This window comes from Chryseobacterium soli, from assembly GCF_000737705.1.
Classification (GTDB): domain Bacteria; phylum Bacteroidota; class Bacteroidia; order Flavobacteriales; family Weeksellaceae; genus Chryseobacterium; species Chryseobacterium soli.
This window is the reverse complement of sequence record NZ_JPRH01000005.1, coordinates 19,419-35,140: the sequence shown is the minus strand read 5'-3', so window position 1 is coordinate 35,140 and position 15,722 is coordinate 19,419. Positions and strand designations below refer to the sequence as shown.

Annotated in this window: 15 protein-coding genes and 3 tRNA genes; 11 read left to right on the top strand and 7 right to left on the bottom strand. The window is 36.0% G+C overall.

The annotated features are described in order from the left end of the window. Nucleotides 1–80 precede the first annotated feature (80 nt). A complete protein-coding gene (locus IW15_RS13305; protein ID WP_034712084.1) occupies nucleotides 81–2,210 on the bottom strand; it encodes a S9 family peptidase in 2,130 nt (709 codons plus the stop codon). 104 nt (nucleotides 2,211–2,314) lie between these two features. Beyond that, the gene (locus IW15_RS22810; RefSeq protein ID WP_165585197.1) at nucleotides 2,315–2,491 is read right to left on the bottom strand and encodes a bacteriocin-like protein; all 177 of its coding nucleotides are present in this window, start codon (nucleotides 2,489–2,491) and stop codon (nucleotides 2,315–2,317) included. A gap of 135 nt (nucleotides 2,492–2,626) precedes the next feature. Between IW15_RS22810 and IW15_RS13300 the strand changes: the two genes are divergently transcribed. After that, on the top strand, nucleotides 2,627–3,100 hold the full coding sequence (locus tag IW15_RS13300) for a hypothetical protein (protein WP_034712081.1): 474 nt from the start codon (nucleotides 2,627–2,629) through the stop codon (nucleotides 3,098–3,100). Between the two features lie 10 nt (nucleotides 3,101–3,110). Then, nucleotides 3,111–3,296 (top strand): DUF6496 domain-containing protein, encoded by a 186-nt coding sequence (locus IW15_RS13295; protein ID WP_034712079.1) that lies wholly within the window; start codon nucleotides 3,111–3,113, stop codon nucleotides 3,294–3,296. Nucleotides 3,297–3,382: 86 nt separating this feature from the next. Here the strand turns inward: IW15_RS13295 and glgP are convergent, their stop codons facing one another. Next, nucleotides 3,383–5,041, bottom strand: coding sequence for an alpha-glucan family phosphorylase (gene glgP / locus IW15_RS13290; protein WP_034712076.1), 1,659 nt, complete (start codon nucleotides 5,039–5,041; stop codon nucleotides 3,383–3,385). A gap of 209 nt (nucleotides 5,042–5,250) precedes the next feature. On the opposite strand from glgP, the gene IW15_RS13285 reads away from it, so the two are divergent. Then, nucleotides 5,251–6,048 (top strand): hypothetical protein, encoded by a 798-nt coding sequence (locus tag IW15_RS13285; RefSeq protein ID WP_034712073.1) that lies wholly within the window; start codon nucleotides 5,251–5,253, stop codon nucleotides 6,046–6,048. Between the two features lie 161 nt (nucleotides 6,049–6,209). After that, a complete protein-coding gene (locus tag IW15_RS13280; RefSeq protein WP_034712070.1) occupies nucleotides 6,210–8,291 on the top strand; it encodes a T9SS type B sorting domain-containing protein in 2,082 nt (693 codons plus the stop codon). A 94-nt stretch (nucleotides 8,292–8,385) separates the two neighbouring features. Here IW15_RS13280 and IW15_RS13275 read toward each other — a convergent pair whose 3' ends face one another. Next, nucleotides 8,386–8,718, bottom strand: coding sequence for a nuclear transport factor 2 family protein (locus IW15_RS13275; protein WP_034712066.1), 333 nt, complete (start codon nucleotides 8,716–8,718; stop codon nucleotides 8,386–8,388). An 82-nt stretch (nucleotides 8,719–8,800) separates the two neighbouring features. Here IW15_RS13275 and IW15_RS13270 point away from each other — a divergent pair, with 82 nt between their 5' ends. From IW15_RS13270 to IW15_RS13260, 3 genes are all read left to right on the top strand, one after another. Further along, on the top strand, nucleotides 8,801–9,391 hold the full coding sequence (locus tag IW15_RS13270; protein WP_034712063.1) for a DUF1572 family protein: 591 nt from the start codon (nucleotides 8,801–8,803) through the stop codon (nucleotides 9,389–9,391). A 66-nt stretch (nucleotides 9,392–9,457) separates the two neighbouring features. Then, nucleotides 9,458–10,804 carry a tRNA (N(6)-L-threonylcarbamoyladenosine(37)-C(2))-methylthiotransferase MtaB gene (gene mtaB, locus IW15_RS13265; protein ID WP_034712060.1) on the top strand — a complete coding sequence of 449 codons (1,347 nt, stop codon included), beginning with the start codon at nucleotides 9,458–9,460 and terminating at the stop codon, nucleotides 10,802–10,804. Nucleotides 10,805–10,858: 54 nt separating this feature from the next. Continuing rightward, nucleotides 10,859–12,376: an FMN-binding glutamate synthase family protein gene (locus tag IW15_RS13260; protein WP_034712057.1), complete on the top strand. Its 1,518-nt coding sequence runs from the start codon at nucleotides 10,859–10,861 to the stop codon at nucleotides 12,374–12,376. A 70-nt stretch (nucleotides 12,377–12,446) separates the two neighbouring features. Here IW15_RS13260 and IW15_RS13255 read toward each other — a convergent pair whose 3' ends face one another. Then, a complete protein-coding gene (locus IW15_RS13255) occupies nucleotides 12,447–13,199 on the bottom strand; it encodes a hypothetical protein (RefSeq protein ID WP_034712055.1) in 753 nt (250 codons plus the stop codon). 55 nt (nucleotides 13,200–13,254) lie between these two features. Here IW15_RS13255 and IW15_RS13250 point away from each other — a divergent pair, with 55 nt between their 5' ends. Beyond that, nucleotides 13,255–13,707, top strand: a complete 453-nt coding sequence (locus IW15_RS13250; protein WP_034712052.1) for an RNA-binding S4 domain-containing protein — start codon at nucleotides 13,255–13,257, stop codon at nucleotides 13,705–13,707. Here the strand turns inward: IW15_RS13250 and IW15_RS13245 are convergent. Beyond that, entirely contained in the window at nucleotides 13,702–14,217 is a 516-nt protein-coding gene (locus IW15_RS13245) for a shikimate kinase (RefSeq protein WP_034712050.1), read from the bottom strand. The two genes, IW15_RS13250 and IW15_RS13245, sit on opposite strands and share 6 nt — an antisense overlap. A 114-nt stretch (nucleotides 14,218–14,331) precedes the next feature. On the opposite strand from IW15_RS13245, the gene IW15_RS13240 reads away from it, so the two are divergent. From IW15_RS13240 to IW15_RS13230, 3 genes are all read left to right on the top strand, one after another. After that, nucleotides 14,332–14,404, top strand: a tRNA-Lys gene (locus IW15_RS13240). 39 nt (nucleotides 14,405–14,443) lie between these two features. Continuing rightward, nucleotides 14,444–14,526: transfer RNA gene (locus IW15_RS13235), tRNA-Leu, on the top strand. A gap of 54 nt (nucleotides 14,527–14,580) precedes the next feature. Then, nucleotides 14,581–14,653: transfer RNA gene (locus tag IW15_RS13230), tRNA-Lys, on the top strand. A 93-nt stretch (nucleotides 14,654–14,746) separates the two neighbouring features. On the opposite strand, the gene panC is transcribed toward IW15_RS13230, so the two are convergent. Continuing rightward, the gene (gene panC / locus IW15_RS13225) at nucleotides 14,747–15,595 is read right to left on the bottom strand and encodes a pantoate--beta-alanine ligase (RefSeq protein WP_034712047.1); all 849 of its coding nucleotides are present in this window, start codon (nucleotides 15,593–15,595) and stop codon (nucleotides 14,747–14,749) included. Between the last annotated feature and the right edge of the window lie 127 nt (nucleotides 15,596–15,722).

Sequence of the window (15,722 nt, the reverse complement as noted above, 5' to 3'; positions counted from 1 at the left end):
AGAAAACGATTAATGAAATAAATAAAAAAATCCTTTCAATTACAATTTGAAAGGATTTTTTTACATTGTTACAATACAGATTATAAATTCTTAAGAATGAAATCTGTCATTTTCTGATACAGTTGCGGTCTTGTCTGTCCGCCATAAATTCCGTGGTTTTTATCCGGATAGGCCATAAACTCAAACTGTTTTTTATTTTGAATCAATGCTTCAGAAAATTCCATGGAATTTTGGAAGTGTACATTATCATCAGCTGTTCCGTGAATCAGTAAGAAGTTACCTTTTAACAGATTTGCATATTCCGTAGGGGAATTTTTATCGTATCCATCAGGGTTTTCCTGTGGTGTTCTTAGGAATCTTTCCGTGTAAACAGAATCATAATATCTCCAGTTGGTTACTGGTGCTACCGCAATTCCGGCTTTAAATACATCAGCGCCTTTGGTCATGGCTAAACTTGTCATATACCCTCCGAAACTCCATCCAAACATTCCGATTCTTGTTTTGTCGATATAAGACTGGTTTCCAAACCATTTTGCAGCCGTAATCTGGTCTTCGATTTCGTATTTTCCTAAATTCATGTACGTTACCTTTTTGAATTTAGCGCCTTTGTAACCAGTTCCGCGTCCATCAACACAAGCAATGATATATCCTTTTTGTGCCAACATTTCGAACCAAATTGCGTTTGCATTGTCCCAAGAATTTGAAACCTGCTGAGAACCTGGACCCGAATACTGGAACATAAACAATGGATATTTTTTGTTTTTATCGAAGTTTTTAGGTTTTATGATCCAGGCATTCATCTGATCTCCTACTGCATTCGGAATGGTGATGAATTCCTTTTCAGCAAAATTATCTGATTTTAGCTTTTGAAGCTGGTCATTATTGTTCTGAAGTTCTTTTAACGTCTTGCCATTTCCGTCTTTTAAGACATACATGTACGGTTTTGAGGCTGTAGAAGATGTTTCAATGAAATAATTATAGTTTTTGCTGAAGTTGGCAGAATTATTTCCGTCCGTATTGGAAATCAGCTGTGACTTTCCATTTTCGATATTGATCTTGGAAACGACTTTATTGATGCTTCCTTTTTCTGTGGTCTGAACGTAGATTTCCTTAGATTTTGGATTGTATCCGTAATAATCAGTTACTTCCCAGTTTCCTTTAGTCACCTGTTTTTTCAGCTTACCGTCTTTGTCATACCAGTATAAGTGACGGTTTCCATCTCTTTCAGATCCCCAAAGGAAAGAATCGTCCTCCAAAAATTCTAAAGTAGGACTGTCTGTATCAATCCATTTTTCGTCTGTTTCGGTAAATAATTTCTGAACGGCTCCTGTTTTTGTATTCACTTTCAAAACATCGGAAGCATTTTGCGTTCTTTCAGAAGTTATTAATATGATCTCATCAGGTTTTGCCGTCTGGATCACATTAGGAATATAATAATTTTTATAATCGTCTAAATTGATTTTTGTTTTTTTAGCTCCATCCAATTGATAGATGTGGGCAGAAACCACCGAGTTTTTTTCTCCTGCTTTTGGATATTTATAACGCATTTCAGATGGATACAGCGTCTTTCCATAAATAGGAATATAAATTTCCGGAACTTCACTTTCATCAGATTTTACGAAAACTATCGCATCGGAATTTTTAGTCCAGTCATACAGTCTGGCGTGTCCGAATTCCTCTTCATACACCCAGTCTGCCAATCCGTTAAGGATTTTATTTTTAACGCCATGTTCAGTAATCTGTGTGATTTTCTCTGAAGTAAGATCCTGATAAAATAAATTATTATCTACTATAAAAGCAATCTTGGAAGCATCAGGTGAAAATCTTGGCTCCTGAATAGGTTTTCCGTTATTAATGCTGATGGTTTTTCCTGTTTTTAAATCTTTAACTTCAAATTTCCCTAAGAAAGAATGTCTGTAGATCGGCTGGCTTCCCGTTAACAATAATATTTTTGATTCATCATCAGAAAATTCATAGCTTTCATATTGTCCGTCAACGATATTTCCTTCTTTCTGGGAAGTTTTATATGAATACTTGGCAATTCCTGTAGGTTCAATAACCAGATAATTTTCCCCGTTTTTCATGGAAGTTATTCCGGCAATGCCTTTTCCACGGTAGTATCCGGAGTATATTTTATCTAAAGTGATTTCCTGTGCAGACATATTTTGAAATGCCACCGCAACAGTAAGAGTTAAAAGGATTTTTTTCATTTCTAATTTTAATCGATTTCAAATTTAATAATTCTTATCAAGATAGCCATATAAAACTAAAAAACAGGGCAAAAGCCCTGTCTATGCAATATATCAAAGAGAAATTACTCTTCAAGGCGGCATATTGGATAAGTTGTGATTCCGCATGGGTTGTCAAGACCTCCAATATATCCTACAGTTCTGGTACAGGAAATCGGGCTGATGCATCTGATCATGCCAGGAAGAATTCCTCCCACTACATCTTTAAGTTGTTCTCTTGAAATTTTCTTTAGATTTTTCATAGTTATTATAATGTTTTGATTACAAAGACTAAAATAATAAAAAAACAGCTTACTAAATGAAATTATAATATTATTTGTATGCATTTGGCAATAAAATTGAATATATAAAGTATAATCAATTTAATAGTAATAATTATGGAAACGAATGCATATAACCAAAAACTTAACCGATACGTTTTGACGAACAAAATTGTGTATACTGGTTTTTCAAGTTTTAAAGATGCCGAAGCATGCGCGCAAAGTAAAGGAGGAGATCTTGTAGAAGTAGCTTTTAAAGATGGAAATGATAACCCTCAGCTAACAAATGAAGCAGGATTAATTGAAAAAAAACTCCATTTTTATGTAGATGCCGGTGATGAATATAAATTTATCCATTCATCTGACCCCGGATTTAAAAAATATGCAGATGAACTCCAGAAAATAAAGGCCAGCAACGATAAAACAAGCCCTGAAGAAAGATATTTCGCCAATTTTGAGATTGAAAATATGGAAGATCCGATTATTGTGATTAAAAATGATCATTTAGAGTCGGTAACTTCCAGAGAGCGTTCAAAATATTTGAAGCACGCTAGTGTTTATGAATTAGGAGTAACCCTGCCAAAACCTTAAAAAAATTATAATGAGCAAGACAAAATACTCAGACAAGGCTCAAGACAAAGTAGGAAAGGTAATGCACGAATTTAAGGAAGGAAAATTAAAATCTTCTTCCGGAAAAAAGGTCACAGACAGAAAGCAGGCGGTTGCCATTGGAATTTCTGAAGCCAAAGAGAAAGGGCTTAAAGTGCCTAAAAAGAAAAAAGATTAATTAGAAAATATCCGGGAAAATTTTTCCCGGATATTTTTATTTGAAAAGAATTGGCTTACTGCTTTTTTGTATTATGTTGCAGTTCACTAATCGTTATAAAGTATTTTGTAGTATTCATCAGCCATTCGGTCGCTGTTGAAATGATCTTTAACATCATTCATTGAATTGTATTGAATTTTCCTCCATTTGTTTGGATTGTCATAATAAGTTGGAATAATCTCATTTTCCAGGATTTCATATAATTTGTTCAGGTCATAATTGTCCTGCTCATAAATACTCATATTGGCATAATCTGCTTTTGGAACGACAAATGAGTTTTCTCCGTGGTGGGCAAATTCAGGGATCCAGCCGTCATCGGTTGAAAGGTTTACAGAGCCATTCATAGCAGCCGTCATTCCGGATGTTCCTGAGGCTTCCCTCGGTACTCTTGGGTTATTCAGCCATAAATCAGAGCCTTGTTTCAGTGATTTACTTAAAGAAAGCTCGTATCCCGTTAAAACAGCCATATTCTTATGGTTTTTACTTTCCTCAACCAGCGTATTGAAGGTAGAAATTGCTGCATAATCCATCGGATAAGGTTTTCCTGCCCAAATAATCTGTACCGGATATTTAGGGTTGTTTAATAGATTCCGGAACCTTTCTTTATCATGTAAAAGCATGTCAGCACGTTTGTAGCCTGCGAATCTTCTCGCCCAAACGATGGTGAAAATTTTCGGATCAAACAAATTACCGGTCTGGTCTGCGACGATTTTAAAGAGTCTTTTCTTTAAATGCTTTTTCCGGAAATCAAAAACCGTTTCGTCATTCTCATCTTTAGAATTGTAAAGTATTTTATCTGACCAATATTTAAATTCCTGTGCATTAGTGATCGATTTTATTTCACAGATTCCCGGATATTTGCTCCACATAGCTCTGGAAACTACCCCATGAAGCTGAGAAACTCCATTGGCAACTTTCGCCATTTTTAAAGCACAAAGCGAATGGTTAAAACGGTCATCATCAGTTCCTTCAATTTTTTTTGCATCTTCCATACTGAACCCGGAGAAATAAGACATGTCATAACATAATTTGAGGTTATGTTTTTCATTTCCTGCTTCTTCAGGGGTATGGGTGGTAAATACTAGTTTTTCTTTGACTTTCTCAAGATCTCCATTGTATTTTTTCAATAAATGGAACGCAGCAGGAAGTCCGTGGGCTTCATTCAGGTGATAGATATCCCTTTCAATATTCATTTCATCCAGCAATTGTGCGCCTCCTTTGCCCAGTAAAATATATTGTGCAAGCTTTGTAGACTCATTGGCATCATATAATTTATGACAGATCGTCTTTGAAATATGATCGTTTTCAGGAACATCTGTGGAAAGAAAGAACATAGGTGCTGTATTGAAAATCTCAGGATCCAGATACCATACTTTCACCCAAACCGGTGCACTGTGAATTTCTATCTGAAATTTTATTCCTGTGTCTTCAAGAAAGCTGTACATTTTTTTTGTCCAGGTAGGCTGTAACGTCTGATCATGGTTTCTTGCCTGATCATAGTAGCCGAATTTCCAGAGAATTCCGATTCCAATAAGGTTTTGCTTTAGATTGTAAGCACTTCTCATATGAGATCCTGCTAAAAAGCCTAAGCCGCCGGAGTATACTTTCAGCACTTGCTCAATCGCAAATTCCATTGAAAAATAGGCAGTTTTTGTAGTGTATTGAGGATTGACACTATAGGGTATTTTAAAGTTTTTAAAATCCATAAATCACAGTTTTGTATTTTTATAAAGACTAAAGGTATTAAATATGAAAATAAACCCTACATTAATTATGTAATAAATAAATTTTAAAAGTATCTGCCGAATAGTTTTTTTACCTACCTTTAATAGGTAAATTTTTGATTATCAAAAACTTCTAATAATAAAAGCTCATTGGTACATGTGTTCTTTACTCATCAATAAAAAAATCACACATGAAAAAGACATTTTCCGAAGAAGATCTTATTAAGAATCTAAGCCTGTATTATCTGAATCGACATTTGAAAAAAAAGCCGATGGAGAAATATCACCGTAAAATAGATGAATCTCTGCTTCACGACCGCGAAAAATATAAGAAGAAATCCGAGATTTTGCTCTTAAACTCTTTTATGCACCATTTTCCAGAGGTGCAGTTTGAAAATCTTATTTGCGAAAGTCCTGACTTTATCGCCAAATTCAACGACAAAAAAATTGGAATAGAGCTTACGGAAGTGATTAACCATTTGGAAATGAAGAAAGTGGAAAGCTGTTTGAATAAAATTTTCCGTCAGGCTGAAATAGTATTAGAACAAGAGAACACTACGAAATATCGTGGTGTTTATTTTTTAGAATTCCATACCAATATTAAGTTTGAACGGCTGGAAGACCAGCAGGAAATTATCCAGTGTATCTGCCGGAGTATCCAGAAAAATAAAGCAGTGGGATGTGTAAAAAGCATCAGGAAATCTGTCCACAGGAGAAATGTGTTTATCACCCATGAATATAATATGAATCTTTTTGATGAGCTCTGTTCTGAAAAAATTTTGGAACTTATCGAAAAAAAGAATGAAAAATTCCCGTATTATGATACCTCGGTAGATGAATGCTGGCTGGTGATTGTTTCTGATATGAACTCTCTGGCCTCAAGATATACTTTCATTCAGGATAGAGAGCATCTCCAGGAAGTACAAAGTCCTTTTCATAAAATCTTTCATCTTGAAAATCTTTGTGGCAATATTACGAGTATAAAATAATCTGCATTTTTATTGTAGAATTCTATAGGTATATCTTTATATTTCAGAATAATTCAATCTATGAAGAATTTTATTATTTGTAATGAAATAATAGGTATATTTGATATATGTGTTGTGTATTGTTTTAATTTATGATTAATTTTTAATAAAAACATATATCTATGAGAAAAAATCTACTTTTTATTTTATTATTTGTATCACAGATCTTTTTTTCCCAGGCGGACTGTTCAACAGCACTTGCGGTTTGTGGAAATTCTAACATTACATATACACCTTCAGGAATTGGATCTGTCAATGAAACCTTAGGCGGTTGCCTGCAAATGGAGCACAATTCTGCATGGTATTCATTTACGATTGCTACAGGTGGTACCCTGACATTTGAAATTAATCCAACAGGACCTGTAGATTACGACTGGGCTATTTATGGACCCAATAAAACCTGCGCCACCAGAGGGACTCCCATCAGATGTTCTTCCAATGACGGTACTACAGCAGGTTATCCAACAGGGATGAATATGACATCTACAGATACCACCGAAGGGCCTGGTGTTGGGGATGGCTTTGTAAAATACATGGATGTTCTTCCAGGAGAAACCTACTATTTATATCTTGATAATTTTTCACCCACCGTTTTTTCTTTTGATCTTACATGGGGCGGAACGGCAACATTAGCTTCTCCGTTTACGGATCCTACTATTCAGCCACATCCTTTTATGCCTCCTGGAAATCCTGCAGCCAATCCTGCAGATCCAAGGGAAGTGGTGATATGCACCAATCCTGCTGTTTTTGATTTTTCTTTATTGTCTTCAGGAATTATTAATGGAAATCAAAATTTTACGGTGACGTATCATACAAGTCAGAATGATGCTTTAACAGGAAGTAATCCAATAACAGCACCTATAAGTGTTAATACCACTACTATTTATTATTACAGTATCAGCTATACAGATCCTACTAATCCCGTTAATCAACTGAATAAGTGTAAACAGATCGGTACTTTTAAATTTAAAGACGGCTCTATTCATCCCTATAATGCCCTATTAACCCAGTGTAACAATAATAATGCAGGGACTGCAATATTTGATTTAACAACAGCTGACGTAATTTTAGATCCTACGGTGACTAAAAAATATTACAATACCTTATCTGATCTTAATGCAGGAATAAATGAAATTACAACGCCTACTGCCTTTGTATCCGCAGAAGGAAAAATATACGTCAAAATAACCACACCATTCGGATGCACCGGTATTGCAGAAATTACTTTAAAATTCTATCCTGTTGTGGTCGTTAATGATGCTATTTTAAGATCGTGTTTCATCGAAGCCAATCCTTCTACGGCATCTTTTAATCTTATCAGTGCTGTTGTAACGACACAGTTAGGAGCAGTGAAAAAATATTATCCTTCTCTCACAGATGCGATTAATCAGACCAATGAAATTGCTACGCCCGCTGCTTATATCGCTCCGAATGGAGTAATTTATGTTCGGGTATCTAATGCGAACGGTTGTTATAATATTGCTAAAGTTACTCTTGTTGTGATTCCGCCTGTGTATTCCAACGTTCTTAAAGATAAAGTGATTTGTATTGAAGATAAAACCACTTTGGATGCCGGCCCGGGATTCAATGGATATGAATGGAGTACAGGCGCTACCACTCAGGCGATCAGCAATGTTGGTGTCGGAACGTATTGGGTAAAACTAAAAACAGGAGACTGTATTGTACAACAGGCGGTGAAAGTATATTCTTCAGGGCAGCCCGTTGTGTCTACAATTGATATCAGCAGCAGTACGATCACTGTTTATGTGATCGGTGGTACTCCACCTTATCAATATTCAATGGATGCCATCAACTGGCAGGATTCCAATGTCTTTACCAATATTTCGAGGGGAGATCATACCGTATTTATAAAAGATGCTTATGATTGTGAGCCGATACAGATTGATGTTGTAGTTCCTAATCTTATCAATGTGATTACTCCGAACGGAGATGGAATTAATGATGTCGTTGATTACTCTGCACTCGCTCATAAACAGAATCTGGTATTCAGTATTTTTGACCGATATGGAAATAAAATCCATCAGGCCGATAAATCCAATGGTTATAAATGGGATGGTACCGCAAAAGGAGGCGGAAAAGTTCCTACCGGAAATTATTGGTATTCTGTAACCTGGAATGAAAATGATAAAAAGAATACCGCTTTCAAGTTTTCAGGATGGATTATGGTGAAAAACAGAGAATAAATACAACCCTATAAAATGAGAAACCAGCTTAATACAAGCTGGTTTTTTTGTTATAATGATGAATGAATTTCTTTAAAAATAAGAATGATACCTATTAAAAACCTTTAGTATCTTTAAAATAATCAGAAAGATAAATGATTTTTCCGTTTTCTGAAAATTGAACCAAAGTACAGATGTTATTTTCATAGATGCCCTTTCCAATCATGGTTCCGTACGAAGTGGTCTGATAAAAATATTTGTGATTTCCTAATGAAAAAATTTCAGAAACGTGCCATTCAATGGTTTCATAACGTTTGAAAATAGCTCTGAATAAAGCTAAAATCCTATTTTTACCTGAAACTTCCTTTAAAGGCGGAATCCATATGGTACTTTCATCGGTAAACCATTTTTCAAGCTGTTCTATATTTAATGAATTCAGATCTTTCATAAAGTCACTTATCCTACAAACCATAACTGCATTTATACTGTATATACGGGAAAAATGGTAACTTAGTTTTTATTTTAAACCTATGGAAGATTTATTCATAAAACGTTTTGAGTACTATAAGTCTCTTGGAGATAATACCTTACAGCAGCTTTCTGAAGAGCAGGTATTCTGGCAGTACAATGAAGAAAGTAATTCTATTGTTGTCATCATACATCATATTGCAGGAAATATGCTTTCCAGATGGACGAATTTTCTGACGGAAGATGGAGAGAAATCCTGGCGGAACCGCGACGAAGAATTTGTAAATACGATGAACACCAAGCAGGAGGTTTTAGATTTTTGGGAAAAAGGATGGAAGTGTTTTTTTGATGCTTTAGGTCAGATTAATGAAGAGAATTTTTATTCAACGATTTATATCAGGGGAGAAGCACATTCTGTTGCCGATGCTGTTTTTCGTCAGCTGGCTCATTACCCTTATCATATCGGCCAGATCGTTTACCTGGCTAAAATGATGAAAAATGAAGATTGGAAAACACTTTCCATTGCGAGAAATAAATCTCAGGAATTTAATATGGAAATGAAAAAAAAGCAGGAAGAAAAGGATGTAACATCCAATGCTTCACCCGTTTGTTTTCAAAATAGTTCTGAAATAAGAGATGAATACAAACAATAGACTGAATCAATTTAGAGTCTTTATTAAAATTACTATCTTTGCACCCATAAAATTCAGGAGTAATCAATGTCTCACATTCACAGAACCGCCGCATTTCATACCCTTGGCTGCAAATTAAACTTTGCAGAAACATCTACTATTGCCCGTCAGTTAACAGATGCAGGTTATGATAAAGTAGGTTTTGATGATAAGGCGAATGTCTATGTCATCAACACGTGTTCGGTGACTGAGAATGCAGACCGTGAGTGTAAACTTCACGTAAAAAGAGCCATGAAAGCCAATCCTGAAGGGTTGGTGGTTATTGTTGGATGCTATGCACAGCTGAAACCTGAAGAAATTTCTCAGATCAACGGAGTGGATTTGGTTCTTGGAGCTAAAGAAAAATTCAATATTTTGAGCTATCTCGATGATTTGGAAAAATCTGAAAGCGAAGGAATTGTTCATTCTTGTGAAATTGAGGAAACAGACTTCTTTATCGGAAGCTATTCTATCGGTGACAGAACCAGAGCTTTCCTGAAAGTTCAGGATGGCTGTGATTATAAATGTACGTACTGTACGATTCCTTTGGCAAGAGGAATTTCCCGTTCCGATACCATTCCCAATGTTCTTGCGAATGCCAAAGAAATCGCAGGAAGAGACATCAAAGAAATTGTTCTTACAGGAGTAAATATCGGCGATTACGGAAAAGGAGAATTTGGAAACAAAAGACACGAACATACTTTTTTAGATCTGATTTCAGAACTTGATCAGGTAGAAGGCATTGAAAGAATACGTATTTCTTCCATTGAGCCCAATCTTTTGAAGGATGAAAGTATTGAACTGGTTTCTAAAAGCAGAAGCTTTGTTCCGCATTTTCATATTCCTTTACAGTCGGGAAGTGATGATTTATTGAAAAAAATGAAACGCCGTTATCTGACTCAGTTGTACAGAAATAGAGTCAATAAAATCCGTGAGGTAATGCCTCATGCAGCTATTGGTGTAGACGTTATTGTAGGATTTCCGGGGGAAACCGAAGAATTATTTATGGAAACCTATAACTTCCTGAATGAACTTCCGATAAGCTATCTCCATGTATTCACCTATTCCGAAAGGGAAAATACAGAAGCTGCCGGAATGGACGGAGTCGTTCCTATTCCTGAAAGAAAAAAACGTAATAAAATGCTGAGAATACTTTCTGAAAAGAAAAAAATGGCATTTTATGAAACCCAGCTTGGGAAAACGCTTCCTGTTCTTTGGGAGCACGAGAATAAAGACGGAAAAATGTACGGCTTCACAGAAAACTATGTGAGAGTTCAAAAAGACTTTGATCAGGCCTCCGTTAATCAAATAGAATTTCTGAATTTAGAAAAAATCCTGTCAGATGGCACAGTTTCTGTGCAATCTTCTTACGAAAGTTTTTTAGCAAAAGCATAGTCTCTTTGCAAAATTTCAACTAAATTTATTTTAACTTTTAAATACTACATTCTTATGAGAGATAAGTTTTTATCTTGGGGAATTGTATTAGTAACTGCTATATGGATTGTAGCGTTATTAATCAGAGCGCATTATTGGATACCGATTCTGCTTTCCGCCATTTATGCATTAGGCGTATATAATGCCTACCAGTCAAAACATGCCATTTTAAGGAACTTTCCGGTGCTAGGCTACTTCCGGTACTTTTTTGAAAGTATCTCACCTGAAATGCAGCAATATTTCATCGAAAGAGAGACCGATGGCAAGCCTTTTCCAAGAAACCAGCGTTCTGCAGTGTACAGACGTGCCAAAAACCTGAGTGATACAGTCGCTTTTGGAACGCAGTTAGAAGTTAATCATAGAAAATACGAAGGAATTAAACATTCCATTTATGCAAAATCTCCGTCAGAAGAATTACCGAGAGTCTGGGTAGGAGGGGAGCAGTGTACACAACCTTATCATGCATCGTTATTCAATATTTCAGCGATGAGTTTTGGAGCATTAAGCGACAGGGCTCAAATGTCTTTAAATAGAGGTGCAAAAAAAGGAAATTTTTATCATAATACCGGTGAAGGAGGGGTTTCTCCACACCATTTGGAAGGTGGAGATTTATGCTGGCAGATCGGAACAGGATATTTTGGATGCAGGGATGAAGAAGGGAAATTCAACCCTGAATTATTCACAAAATATGCAACGCTTCCCACAGTAAAAATGATTGAAGTTAAATTATCTCAGGGTGCAAAACCCGGTCATGGAGGCGTTCTGCCGGGAGTGAAAAATACTCCTGAAATTGCAAAAATCCGTCACGTCACACCCGGAATGACGGTTATTTCACCGCCCTCTCATTCTGCTTTTTCCAATGCTGCAGGATTATTGAGATTTGTACAGCATTTAAGAGAACTTTCAGGAGGAAAACCTGTTGGTTTTAAGCTTTGTATAGGAGATACCAGAGAATTTGAAGACATCTGTGTTCAAATGAATGTGTTGAAAATTTATCCGGATTTTATTACCATAGATGGTGCTGAAGGGGGAACAGGAGCCGCGCCGCCGGAATTTTCAGATGGAGTGGGAATGCCGTTGGAGCCAGCTTTAATTTTTGTCAACAGAACGTTGAATAGCTATAACGTTAGAGATAAACTCAGAGTGATTGCCAGTGGTAAAGTATTAACGAGTTTAGATATTTTGAGAGCAGTTGCCATGGGTGCTGATATGTGTAATAATGCAAGGGGATTCATGTTTTCTTTAGGCTGTATTCAGGCACTGAGATGTAATACGAATAATTGTCCTACAGGAGTTGCCACACAGGATAAAATGCTTATTAAAGGATTGGATGTAACCGATAAAAGCGAAAGAGTGTATCATTTCCATAAAAACACACTTCATACCTGTAATGAACTGATTGCTGCAGCAGGAAGAAAATCCTATGAAGAAGTAGATGCAACCATGTTTATGAGAGGAGATGAATTTGATCATCTGGCGGATCTTTATTTCCCGGATATTTTAGGAAATGTAAAACAGAAAGCCAGATCTTAAAAGATAAAAATAAAGTATAAAAAAAACCGCTTCACGTATTGAAGCGGTTTTTTATTGATATGTTGTTTAACTATTGTCCGGCAGGTCTCGGAGCTGTTCCGTATACCTGAAAATTAAAGACAAAAGAATTATTTCTTAAAGAAGATCCTGTATAGTTATTATACGGGTCTCTGGCAAAAGCTGCTCTAGATGGTACAATGATAACTCCCTGAAGGTTATATGCTTCTGAATTTCCTTTATTAAAAGCTTGGAATTTTTGCAGCGCTTCATTAAAGCCTTCGATCATATAATAGCTCTTTTGTTTTGCTGCATCAGTAGTTGCATTTACTATTAATGGATCTTTGTCAGATATGTAATAGAATTTAGGATCAACAGCAGGAATAGTAGATCCGTTTATCGTGTTTAGAAAATCTACTCCAGTCTGAAATGCTACATTTCCGTCCGTGTTTACTGCAAGATAAGACTTAGATTTCATCATGATTCTGATAATATCCGTAGAACCAATGGCGTATCCAGGTGTTGGTACATCTGCTGGCTGAGCACCGGCTCTTATGAAATAGATCGTTCCGGAAGGTAAAGTAGTATGAGGCAGATCAGTCAGCTTTGTTTGATTGTCATCAGAAGTGTCTGTACTGCTGAAAGCTTTTATATTTCCCTGGGCATCCAAGTAGTTTTCATTCATAAACTTAGCGATAGCCTGGTTATCATAGTCGTTTTGTACATTGATATCAGCCGGCTCCGTATAGGTTGTATCCGCATCATCTTTTTTACATGCAGAAAAACACAGCGATCCTGCAAGGATATATAAAAATATTTTTTTCATTTCAAAAAACTTTAATTACTTTACAAATAATATAACGGCAAAAGTATAAAAAATTATGAGAATAGATAAATTTTTATGGAGCATTCGTTTTTATAAGACAAGAAGTGTTGCTACAGACGAGATTAAAAAGAACAGGGTATCCATAGGAGAAGGTGTTGTAAAGGCTTCAAAAGAGGTAAAAGAAGGAGATGTTATCAAGATCCGTAAAAATCAGATTGATTATAAAATAAAAGTAATCCAGATTCCTAAAAGCAGGATTGGAGCTAAATTGGTTCCGCTTCACATTAAAGACGTCACCGATAATGACCAATATGAGTTATTGAAACTCCGTAAAATGACCCAGGATTATTACAGAGTTAAAGGAGAAGGAAGACCTACTAAAAAAGACAGAAGAGAGATGGATGAGTATGTAGGAAATGATATTGCTTCAGATTTTACCGATTGGGATGACTTTTTTGGGGAAAGCGGTGACGAGAATGAGGAAGAAGAAAATGAAAAAGCTCTATAAATAGAGCTTTTCAATAATTTCCTGAACAATATCTTCAGGTTCCCTTGAATCCGTATTGATGTTAAACTGTGCTTTGCTGTAAAATTCATTTCTTTCGAATAAATGCTTAGCAATGAACTCAGGAAGGTTTTCATCCGAAATATTGGCTATTAACGGCCTTTTTTCTTTTTGTTTTGAAAGCCTTTCTGATAATGTACCAATAGATGCTCTCAAAAAGATACTTTTAGAGCTGTGGTTGATAATCTCCATGTTATTGTAGTAAACAGGAGTTCCGCCACCAAGGCTTAAAACCACATTTTCTTCACTCGCTAATATTTCTTCCAACGCCTCTCTTTCCAGCTTTCTAAAGGAGATCTCGCCCTTTTTTTCGAAAATTTCGGAGATGGTTAATTTATTTCGCCTAGAAATCTCTTTATCTAGGTCAATTAATTTAAAATTTATTTTTTCGCTTAATATTTTGGAAATGTGAGATTTGCCACATCCCATGTATCCGACCAGTGAAATTATCATGAATTTTTTTTAAACAAATTTGCAAAAAAGTTTTGAGATAATGAAAAAAGTCCTATCTTTGCACCACTGAAAACGAGGAACAATATACAACTGCAAATCGTTATCAAAGTGACCGACTCGGTAGCTCAGCTGGTAGAGCAATACACTTTTAATGTATGGGTCCTGGGTTCGAATCCCAGCCGGGTCACAAGCGAAAAAATATTACTAGATTTTTGTAATTTTTTTAGCCTGCGTGGTGAAATTGGTAGACACGCCATCTTGAGGGGGTGGTTTCCTAAGGATGTGCTGGTTCGAATCCAGTCGCAGGCACTGCAAAGAAAATTTAATAGTTAACAGTGAAGTAATTCATTTTTAATTGTGGCCGACTCGGTAGCTCAGCTGGTAGAGCAATACACTTTTAATGTATGGGTCCTGGGTTCGAATCCCAGCCGGGTCACAAGTTTACTGAAAAGTAAATTTTTTTCATATTAATATTTTGTGATTTGGTGTTTCAAAGGCTTCCCTCAGGAAGCCTTTGATTTTTTGTTTTCTATTCTAAATGCATATTGTCGATCAATCGCACACCATCTACCATTACTACAATAAAGGCTCTGTAGTTTCTGTCTTTATAAAAGAAATCAGTCTCTTTCAATGTCTCTTCGTCAGCAATCAGGAAATATTCCAGCTGCATGCCCTGCTGCTGATCGAAAACATCAGCTACCCTTTCTTTAATTTCAGGAACGGTAACGGTTCTGAACCAGTCGTTGACTTTCAGTAAGGTCTGGTAAATAATTTTTGAAACCTCTTTTCGGTCTTCATGAAGTCTTTGGTTTCTTGAACTTAGGGCAAGACCATTGTCTGCTCTGTAAATAGAAACTCCAACTATTTTGATCGGGAGATGCTTCTTTTCGACCATTTTTTTGATAATGGCCAGCTGCTGGAAATCTTTTTCTCCAAAATAAGCATTATCAGGCTTAACCTGTCGGAATAATTCTTCCACCACAGTTCCAACTCCATCAAAATGTCCCGGTCTCGATTTTCCCTCCATTTCATTTTCCAGTCCGTCAAAATCATAATGCTGGCTTACTGCCTTTTCCGGATAGATATCTGCTACTTCAGGAATATATACGGCATCCACCAATCCTGAGTTTTTTAAAATTAAGATATCTCGGTTGACATCTCTGGGATACTTTTCCAGATCTTCAGGATTATTAAATTGAGTGGGATTTACAAAAATTGAAGAAATGACAAGATCATTTTCTTTTTTAGCTTCTTCATATAAGGAAAGATGGCCGTTATGCAGGGCTCCCATGGTAGGTGCAAAGCCTATTCTTTTTCCCATTTCTTTCTGTCTTTCAATGAAATCCTGAAGGGTTTTCTTGTTTTTTAGAACTTCCATAGTTTATTTTAATACTAATTCAAAAATACTAAAAATATAGCATAATAAAGTGCGGTTTTGATAATTTGGAAAAGGGAATTATCGTAAAAAAATGTTAATTAAAATAATGTTGGATGTTTTTTTGTAA

Bases quoted from the DNA above. Each gene is read 5' to 3' on its own strand.
- IW15_RS13305 (WP_034712084.1), bottom strand. From the start codon at position 2,210: ATGAAAAAAATCCTTTTAACTCTTACTGTTGCGGTGGCATTTCAAAAT.
- IW15_RS22810 (WP_165585197.1), bottom strand. From the start codon at position 2,491: ATGAAAAATCTAAAGAAAATTTCAAGAGAACAACTTAAAGATGTAGTG.
- IW15_RS13300 (WP_034712081.1), top strand. From the start codon at position 2,627: ATGGAAACGAATGCATATAACCAAAAACTTAACCGATACGTTTTGACG.
- IW15_RS13295 (WP_034712079.1), top strand. From the start codon at position 3,111: ATGAGCAAGACAAAATACTCAGACAAGGCTCAAGACAAAGTAGGAAAG.
- glgP (WP_034712076.1), bottom strand. From the start codon at position 5,041: ATGGATTTTAAAAACTTTAAAATACCCTATAGTGTCAATCCTCAATAC.
- IW15_RS13285 (WP_034712073.1), top strand. From the start codon at position 5,251: ATGAAAAAGACATTTTCCGAAGAAGATCTTATTAAGAATCTAAGCCTG.
- IW15_RS13280 (WP_034712070.1), top strand. From the start codon at position 6,210: ATGAGAAAAAATCTACTTTTTATTTTATTATTTGTATCACAGATCTTT.
- IW15_RS13275 (WP_034712066.1), bottom strand. From the start codon at position 8,718: ATGAAAGATCTGAATTCATTAAATATAGAACAGCTTGAAAAATGGTTT.
- IW15_RS13270 (WP_034712063.1), top strand. From the start codon at position 8,801: ATGGAAGATTTATTCATAAAACGTTTTGAGTACTATAAGTCTCTTGGA.
- mtaB (WP_034712060.1), top strand. From the start codon at position 9,458: ATGTCTCACATTCACAGAACCGCCGCATTTCATACCCTTGGCTGCAAA.
- IW15_RS13260 (WP_034712057.1), top strand. From the start codon at position 10,859: ATGAGAGATAAGTTTTTATCTTGGGGAATTGTATTAGTAACTGCTATA.
- IW15_RS13255 (WP_034712055.1), bottom strand. From the start codon at position 13,199: ATGAAAAAAATATTTTTATATATCCTTGCAGGATCGCTGTGTTTTTCT.
- IW15_RS13250 (WP_034712052.1), top strand. From the start codon at position 13,255: ATGAGAATAGATAAATTTTTATGGAGCATTCGTTTTTATAAGACAAGA.
- IW15_RS13245 (WP_034712050.1), bottom strand. From the start codon at position 14,217: ATGATAATTTCACTGGTCGGATACATGGGATGTGGCAAATCTCACATT.
- panC (WP_034712047.1), bottom strand. From the start codon at position 15,595: ATGGAAGTTCTAAAAAACAAGAAAACCCTTCAGGATTTCATTGAAAGA.